Source organism: Okeania sp. SIO3B5, assembly GCF_010692555.1.
In the GTDB taxonomy this organism is placed as follows: Bacteria; Cyanobacteriota; Cyanobacteriia; order Cyanobacteriales; family Microcoleaceae; genus Okeania.
Genome location: NZ_JAAHHG010000498.1, coordinates 1 through 7,396, shown reverse-complemented (window position 1 = coordinate 7,396; position 7,396 = coordinate 1). Strand labels below are relative to the sequence as shown.

Annotated in this window: 6 protein-coding genes and 1 pseudogene; 2 read left to right on the top strand and 5 right to left on the bottom strand. The window is 35.3% G+C overall.

Annotated features, from left to right (window positions below):
• Positions 1-15: 15 nt before the first annotated feature.
• Positions 16-60 (top strand): annotated as a pseudogene (locus F6K54_RS43475) (hypothetical protein); the annotation flags it as partial.
• Here the strand turns inward: F6K54_RS43475 and F6K54_RS43470 are convergent.
• The 4 genes from F6K54_RS43470 to F6K54_RS36510 form a co-directional block, all read right to left on the bottom strand.
• Entirely contained in the window at positions 51-668 is a 618-nt protein-coding gene (locus F6K54_RS43470) for a hypothetical protein (protein ID WP_366558340.1), read from the bottom strand. The pseudogene F6K54_RS43475 and the gene F6K54_RS43470 sit on opposite strands and share 10 nt — an antisense overlap.
• A gap of 1,222 nt (positions 669-1,890) precedes the next feature.
• Positions 1,891-4,125, bottom strand: coding sequence for an O-linked N-acetylglucosamine transferase, SPINDLY family protein (locus tag F6K54_RS36520; RefSeq protein WP_293088783.1), 2,235 nt, complete (start codon positions 4,123-4,125; stop codon positions 1,891-1,893).
• 122 nt (positions 4,126-4,247) lie between these two features.
• On the bottom strand, positions 4,248-4,769 hold the full coding sequence (locus F6K54_RS36515; RefSeq protein WP_293088781.1) for a type IV pilin-like G/H family protein: 522 nt from the start codon (positions 4,767-4,769) through the stop codon (positions 4,248-4,250).
• A gap of 125 nt (positions 4,770-4,894) precedes the next feature.
• On the bottom strand, positions 4,895-6,214 hold the full coding sequence (locus tag F6K54_RS36510; RefSeq protein ID WP_293088780.1) for a class I SAM-dependent methyltransferase: 1,320 nt from the start codon (positions 6,212-6,214) through the stop codon (positions 4,895-4,897).
• A gap of 102 nt (positions 6,215-6,316) precedes the next feature.
• Here F6K54_RS36510 and F6K54_RS36505 point away from each other — a divergent pair, with 102 nt between their 5' ends.
• Positions 6,317-6,514, top strand: coding sequence for a hypothetical protein (locus F6K54_RS36505; RefSeq protein ID WP_293088778.1), 198 nt, complete (start codon positions 6,317-6,319; stop codon positions 6,512-6,514).
• 199 nt (positions 6,515-6,713) lie between these two features.
• Here the strand turns inward: F6K54_RS36505 and F6K54_RS36500 are convergent, their stop codons facing one another.
• Positions 6,714-6,866, bottom strand: coding sequence for a hypothetical protein (locus tag F6K54_RS36500; protein ID WP_293088776.1), 153 nt, complete (start codon positions 6,864-6,866; stop codon positions 6,714-6,716).
• Positions 6,867-7,396: the final 530 nt, after the last annotated feature.

Below are 7,396 nucleotides of genomic sequence, written 5' to 3'. Positions count from 1 at the left end.
CTGGCGGGCAAGGAGATGGAGATTGGCCGCTACTACCTCAAACGCGGCCATTACCCCGCCGCGATAAACAGGTTCCGCGTTGTCGTCGAGGAGTTACAGACCACTGGTGCAGTTTTGAGTCCCATAATACTGCAAGTGCTAGTTGTCGTAAGGCTATCAATATCTATTAAAATATCGATTTGATCGTGATATATTTGTTCTGCCACTTCTATTTGCACTAAACCATATTGATGGACTACATCTGCATGGTTGATATACCATTTTTGGAGACCATCATTAGTTTGAATAGCACCCAGCATATAGGCATAAATTTTAAATCTTTCCCGATCATGATGTTTAAATAAAGCTCGAGCCAACCACCCCACAGAATGTCTTCTCAAACAAGAAGAAATGTATCCTATTTTTAGGTAATTTTCCCCAACATTAACTTTAGGAATATTAGTATGTCTATGATGATATCTGTTAATTTCTTCTTCACAAGCAATCTCTAAATTAGCCTGACATACCTGAGCGACTTGTTGTCTAAATTTGATATTTTCTTGAGGATTATCTTGAATGTAAGGAAAATGGTAACCAACAGTGTATAAAGCAACTAAACGATCGCCTGCTCCCAAATTGTTTGGTTGTTCTCGGTCTAATTTAGTGAGTAGCTCTTTTTGTTGTAACATTAGTACAGATATTTCCTGTCGATATCCTCCTGAACGCATCATACACTTAACAATCAAATGATTTTGATAAAGTAAATCAGATACTTCTGTTACTAATTTATATGCTTGTTGTGCGTAGTCTATAGCTTGATAATATTTTCCAATATCTGTATACAAATTTGATAAGGTACTTAATAAATTGACATTTTGATGGGATACTTGTAAGCCTAATTCACAGTAATTTATGGCTAGATCGTGTTGATGTATGACATAGGCTAATTCATAGCTTAACTGAATGATATTACTAACAAACTTTTCTATTATTTCATCTTTCTGGATATGACAAACGATTGCTTCTGTTAAATCTCTAGAAGAAGGCAACAAAGGCGCATATTTTAAAGTTCGATCCCAAACAATAATTAATAAATCTTGATTGACATCCAGGTATGGGTACGCTTCTAATAACTCTAAAATTCTCCATTCCGTTAATTCTTCTCCGGTATAAAATTCTAGTTGTATTGACAAACCAATTAAATATAATAGATTATTAATATCTTCTGGATTAACTTCTCGAATATGTTGGCGAATTGCCCACGCAACCCTATGTTGTTGCATACCAACTTGACGGTTAGCTTCTCTAGCTAACGTATCAACTAATTCGGCACTCCACTTTTCAATTTGCTCTGGTTCTGCATCCGCCATCGCCCACAACCAAATTGTTTGTGCTTCTTCTTCTTTTTCTAATAAAAGCAACATTAAACCTAAATACCAGTAATTAGATTTGTTTTCTGGCTCGATCTCAATTGCCTCTTCGTAGCACTCAGACGCATTTTTATAGCGACCTGCAATCCAATGCTGATATGCTTGTTGTTGTAAATTTAATGCTAAATTGACATTTAGGTTATCAGTAGTCATAAATTAATTTCAGTTAATAGTTTTTGTCGGTTATAAAATCCTGGATATCAAATATAAATTCTGTCGATCTCAATTATTGCCAGTTATATAAAGTCCGGATAATTAGTGATAAAAAACCTTATCTCTTCCAATCTTGTTCTTTACCTTCTGACTTCAAACCACCAAAGTATAATATCATGTCCGGTTGAACAGTTATAAATAAACTACTCAGAATTCAGCAATTCTGCAATTCAGAATTCAGGAGGGAAGAAAGAAGAAAAGAAGGAGAAAGTTTTTTTATCACTAATTATCCGGACATGATATAACTATTCAACCGGACATAATATTACTAATCACCATCAACATACTTCTGCCACATTTGTTGATATGCGTTTTCCATCTCGCGAGTAAACTGCTTGGCATTCCACAGTGGAGCAGTTTGCCTAGATTTTCTCAACTTCCATGAAATTTGCTTTCTCAAATTTTCATCTCTACCTAATTTAATCCCCCACTGTAAATACTCGTCATCGCTCCAAGCAATGCCTTCAGTTATACCTGCATTAACCATCATAGTATAGCTATTGCGAGCCGCAAACTGCTCTCCCACCCTTGTTACCATTGGAATACCCATCCACAAAGTTTCTAAAGTAGTGGTCGCACCATTGTAGGGGTAGGTATCTAAAACTATATCTGCAATAGCTAAGTTAGCTCGATGGGTTTCCTCAAAACCTACTCTATCTATAAACCTGAGACGCTCCCTGGCCACCCCTTCTTCTGCCGCTACATCTATAATAAAATCGTTCAGGAAATCTTCATTCCCAAATCCCTTAATTAAAAAGTAGCTCTTGGGTACATTGCGCAAAATACGCATCTGCAATCTCAACATCTGAGGATTGTATTTAGGTCCTTTTTGAACACTCAGATAAATCACAGCATCACCAGGAATATCGAGTTCATCTCTATGTAAACTAGGTAATCCTACCTCAAAGCCGTTTACTGCTACGTAGGTTTGAGGTAATCGCCAGATTTTTTCAGAGTAATACTCTTGAGCATTTTCCGGCAAAACATAAGGATCGGCAATATAATAATCAACAGTTGGTATACCAGAGGCATCCCAGCCTAACCATGTTACCTGCACTGGTGCTGGTTTTAATGCCATAATCTTACAGGTATTAGTTAATGTAACGCTATCTAAGTCAATTAAAATATCAATTTCATCTTCACAAATTTGTTCAGCAACTCCTCCACCGATGATATCATATTTATAAAACCGATCGGCTCTATCGGTGTACCAATCTTGCAAAGGGTCTTGACGATTATCTGCGGCCAGCAAATATGCGTATAACTTAAATTTATTGCGATCGTGATATTCAAACAACCAACGTGCTATCCAACCCACAGAATGACGTTTCAGACAGTGGGACAAATATCCAATTTTCAGGTTTTTTTTGGGGGCAGCTCTAATTTTGGCCACAGATAACCGCTGACGACATTTGTCTAACGATTGCTGATTACTCTTTTCTATATTAATTTGACACACCTGCGCTACTTGATGGCGTAATCTAACATTTTCTTTGGGAATATCTCGAACATAAGGAAAGAAAAAACTAGAACTGTAAAGACGTGTTAAACTTGCTGATGTTCCTAAATTGTCAGGTTTTTCTCCAATTAAGGTCTCTAGTAAAAATTTTTGTCGTTCAATTAGCCCTTGTACTTCTTCATCATAACCGCGAGCACACATAATAGCCCTAATAATCGCGTGATTATCAGAAATCTGATCGCATAACTCAGTTGTAATTGAGTAACACTGTTTAGCATATTCAATGCCTTTAGTAAATTCTGTAATATCAACATAAAACTGAGCAATAGTTCTCAGTAATTCGTGATGTTCTGGTACTAAACTCAGAGGGATTTGTAAATAGTCAATTGCAACTTTTCTGTTCTCGTAGGAGTAAGCAATATTATATACTACAGGTAATAATATATTAATCAAGTCTTGTGGTTCTTTGACATAGCTAGCACAAACCTTAGCAAATTCAATAGAAGTTTTGTCTGCTGGTGCAACAATTAACAACTTTTTTAATATATGCAGTAATAACTCCAAGCTAGGTTCTGCTGATAATTTTTCTTGCAAAAGAGGAAGTATTTTTAGTTGAATAAACTCTTCTTCTGTGTAGTTCTCAAGAATCACTGACAGGTCTATTAAAGATAATAAGTTATTAATATCATCTGGCTGAATTTCTTTAATGTGTTGCCGGATCGCCCATGCCATGGAATAATTTTCCTTACCTGTTTGGTAGTTAGCTTCTCGATCCAATACTTCAACTAATTCCTGGGTCCATAGCTCAACTTCCTCTGCTTGACCTTTTGCTATTGCTAACAGCCAAGTTGTTTGAGCTTCTGCTTCTTGTCCTTGCAACAGTAAAATCAAGCCTAACTGCCAATAATAGTAACGATTATTAGGTTCAGAAGTTATTGCCTGTTCATATAAACTTGCTGCTTTGGCATAGTTGCCATTAATCAAACATTGATTAGCTTCTTGTTCCCAAGCAACTGTATTAGCATATAGGTCACTACTAACCATAAGACTATATTGCTTAATTTACATAATTTACAAAAGAAGGTAGTGAGTTTTCACTACCTTCCTTACTCCAAATTAAAACTTGACTAAAACCGCTTTAATGTCAATCAAGCACTAACTATGTACTAAAGTGATGTTGTAAAGTTTATGGCTTGAGTACAGTCTGTAGCTGTAAATGCAGTGAAATCTTGTGCTTTTTCTCCCTCACACAGAATAGTTTCTGATGTTCTGTCAGTACTACCTGTAACATCTTTGAGAAAAGCAATACCTACGTACCCTCTCAAACTGCCAGAACCTTCTTGAGTCCAACCCACAGCTGCTGAAGTTGCCTCACCATCAATACTGTAAGTATAGTTGGTCGTGGAAGTCTTAATACCTAAACCAAGCTGGTCGATTGCAGTTAGATCCACTATAAAGTTACCTTTTTCAACATATCTAGCTTGCTGGCCTTTACTGATAGAAGCAAGATACTGCTTGGCCTCAGATTGTTTCGCTTTGTTTGCTTGGCTTAAGAAAGAAGGCAATGCAATAGCAGACAAAATACCGATAATGATGATAACCACCAACAATTCAATCAGGGTGAAACCCTCTTCTTTTTTCTTCTTAGCAACGTGCTGTAAGAATTTGGCCTTAAATTCAGTTTTCATGTTTTCTCCTAGTATCTCCTAATATAGAGTTGGATAAATAATTTCTATACTCCTGAAACTAATTTACCCACTTTCCACTGGCTTTATATCACTAGAAACTAAATTTTTTTACTGAATTTGTGGCCTTAACGCTCCAAAAGTACATATAGAAAAGCATCCAGCATAGTCAAAAGCTCTTTAATTTCATTCCAGGCTCTGTTTTGGCTCACTGGTTGTAGAGTAATTGGATCTATAGGTCTAATTTTCAGCCATCTTTCCACCAAAAACTGAATAGTACAAACATTATCAAAAAGGGACAGTAGACAAGCAGCTATACTACTATCAAGGAGAATAGGAACTTGAGTAGGTAGTTTAACGTACTTGCTAACTTCAAAAAGTTTTCGTTTGTTTATACATTCTATAAAATCTAGTTTTAGATTAGAACTCATTAATTGAGGATGCAAGCAAACCTTTGCCCCTCGCCAGTCTGTCTCAGTCCACTCTGATACAGGTATAGTATATTGAGCTTGGTAAGGATGACCACACCAAAAATTTAACAGGCGATGGATTGGTTGTAGTAATTCAAATAGATGGAGTTGTTCCTCAATAGAAATATTTGGTAAACTCATTTCTAGAAATGCAGGTAAATTATCTGGTTCTTTAAATAGATCTAATAATTCCCACTGTCGCCAATTCACCATACTAATAAACTCTAGATCTGCACTTTTCAAAGCAGCAAAAACTTCCGGGATAGTATAACCTTTATCCCCTAGAAATAAGTAATTCATCTGTATCCATTCTTCATCATTGACCTTTTCTGGCTTCCAAACTTGTCGTTTCATTATGATTGAATCTTTCAAAGCTGCCAAAGTTTCTCGCGCCAGCTCCATTTCCATTTCTCCAGGATTTTCATTCATTAATCCCATCATTTTAAAAACTTCTTGAACTTTAAAATAATAATGACGGTTTAGTGAACTATGGAGATTTGTTCTAATAATTCCATCAGGCTTTAAAACAGATTTCATTGCCTGCAAACCGACAACTATATCTGGCAATAAATAAAGAACTTCATCACAATTAATATAATCAAATTCTAAACCTAAACTTGGCAATTCTTCTATTGGCATTACATGAAATTCTGCATTATCAAAACCATGATATTGCAGACGCTGACGAGCTAATTCTACAGACTTTTCAGAAATATCAATACCGACTATTTTTGCCCCTGGATTTGCTTCTGCTAATACTAATGCTTTATAACCACTGCCACATCCGGCATCTAAAATTATTTTTCCCTCAGTTTCTATTACTTTTTGATTTCTGAGATAATATGGCGTGACTAGATTATGAATATAAAGTAATTCATAGTCATCTTTAGGAGATTTTTCTACAGGTACTCTTGGATAAGTTACTACATCAAATTGTTGACGAATTTTTGCTTGTAGTTCTGATTCTTGATAACTCATAATTGTTTGATTGGTAGTGCTGAGTTATAAATATACCTATTCTGTATAATTATGAATAGATTAAACTTTAATTGATATAAACATTAATCGTAACATCGTAATATGAATAATCAAATAACTTTCATTATCAAAGTCCTAATTCTCTCTGCTGGACTTTCCCTGTTAATTAAATATGCTGGCCCCTATCTTTCTATTTCCTCTACAGCAACCAATGCTATTATTGCTGTACTTACACCTCCAATAGTTGTAGGGATATTATTGGGATGGCGACTTTTGCAGCAAGTTGAGAATGTAGAGTGATATAGAATCCGGATAATTACTATAGCTAAGTCATTGCGACTGGAACGGAGTGGAAGGAAGCAATCTCAGGGGTTGTGCGAGATTGCTTCCTATCGTCGCAATGACGACTGTTCAACCGGATTTTATATGAGCGATCGCTCCAATCAAAACATTAAATATATTCTCAATTCAAGCTCACATAATTACTATTTATTCAGGATTAACTAACCAAGTATATCCCAGAGAAATAGGTTTTTACAGTATTAAATAAACGACTATCAACAGTATAAAAATCTGCCGATAATTGTTCTGCAAGAGCAAGATAATGAGCATCATAAGCTGCTGAAAGGGTTAAATTTTGAGCTAAATTCAAAGCACATCGATGTAAACTAGCATTACCATGAAGGATAATTTCTAAATTAAAATATATTCCAAAGCTTCTGTTGCCTCTTCTGAAGTCAATAAACCAGAAATAACGTAGCGATGAAAAGCATTATTTACCTCGTAATACCAGTTTGATAAATCTTTGCTACAAATATTTAGGTTACTGCTTAGGAGTCAGGAGACAGAATAAATAAGTTTTATACCATTTTTCACATAGTAATTTATCTTTTTCGTCCAATAGATATTTCCTATAAATTATTTTAATACTCCTTATTATTTGTAGCATTCTTTTTTCAAATTGGTATAATAAAACAAAGTGGGAGCAATTTTAGAATAGCCTTGCAATTCCCACTAAGTCCATAGATTACTAAAACTAGGTACTTCAGTACCACGGTAGTCCTGCATAGTAATGGTAAGATATAAAATTGCAGAATAATAAGTAATAAAGTTCAGTTTGTGGAGATGAATTGTCCTAAATGCCAGTCTACTAAAATTATAAAGTATGGACATACTCATTAT

Bases quoted from the DNA above. Each gene is read 5' to 3' on its own strand.
- F6K54_RS36505 (WP_293088778.1), top strand. From the start codon at position 6,317: ATGAATAATCAAATAACTTTCATTATCAAAGTCCTAATTCTCTCTGCT.
- F6K54_RS36515 (WP_293088781.1), bottom strand. From the start codon at position 4,769: ATGAAAACTGAATTTAAGGCCAAATTCTTACAGCACGTTGCTAAGAAG.
- F6K54_RS36520 (WP_293088783.1), bottom strand. From the start codon at position 4,125: ATGGTTAGTAGTGACCTATATGCTAATACAGTTGCTTGGGAACAAGAA.
- F6K54_RS43470 (WP_366558340.1), bottom strand. From the start codon at position 668: ATGTTACAACAAAAAGAGCTACTCACTAAATTAGACCGAGAACAACCA.
- F6K54_RS36510 (WP_293088780.1), bottom strand. From the start codon at position 6,214: ATGAGTTATCAAGAATCAGAACTACAAGCAAAAATTCGTCAACAATTT.